Raw genomic sequence first — 567 nt, forward strand, 5'->3', positions numbered from 1 at the left:
CTAGGTAATTGACGGTCTTTCGGCCGTTTTCCGTCTTCTTCGACAAGTGGATGTGCCAGTGCTGGCCGCCAGCGGTCAGTATCAGACGGCGCCAGTCGCTTTCACAGAGGATGTGGGCCAGCTGCGGCGGCATCGTCAGTTGCGAAAGCGGCTGTCCCAGCAGGTAATCGCGCACCAGCCACATCCAGCGCCGCCGCAGGGCCTCTTTGTGGAACGACAGATTTTTCCAGACGCCCTGCTCATCCAGGCCGCCCGCGGTCACCGACAGGTGGACGTGGGGATGCCAGTTGAGCCGCCGTCCATAGGTGTGCAGCGCCCCGAAAATCCCGACGCGCAAACCGCGCCGCTTGGCGGTGTAGATCAGGTTATCGGCCGCCAGACGAAACAGCGCATCGAGCAGCCAGCGGTTGTAGAAGAACAGGGACCACAGCGTGTCGGGCAGCGTGAACACCAGATGCTGCCAGGGACAGTCGGGCAGACGGTTGTTTTGCACGGCGATCCACTGGTCGGTGGCCTTTTTGCCGCAGGAAGGACAGGCCCGGCAATGGCAGGTGTTGCACAGGTATT

Annotated in this window: 1 protein-coding gene; it reads right to left on the reverse strand. The window is 62.1% G+C overall.

Annotated elements, in window-relative coordinates; translation table 11 throughout:
• Window positions 1–567, reverse strand: a 567-nt coding sequence (locus tag ALO64_RS12055) for an IS91 family transposase (protein WP_162232070.1), incomplete at both ends; no start/stop codon positions are given.

Origin of the sequence: Pseudomonas meliae (genome assembly GCF_001400515.1) — a bacterium.
Lineage (GTDB): Bacteria > Pseudomonadota > Gammaproteobacteria > Pseudomonadales > Pseudomonadaceae > Aquipseudomonas > Aquipseudomonas amygdali.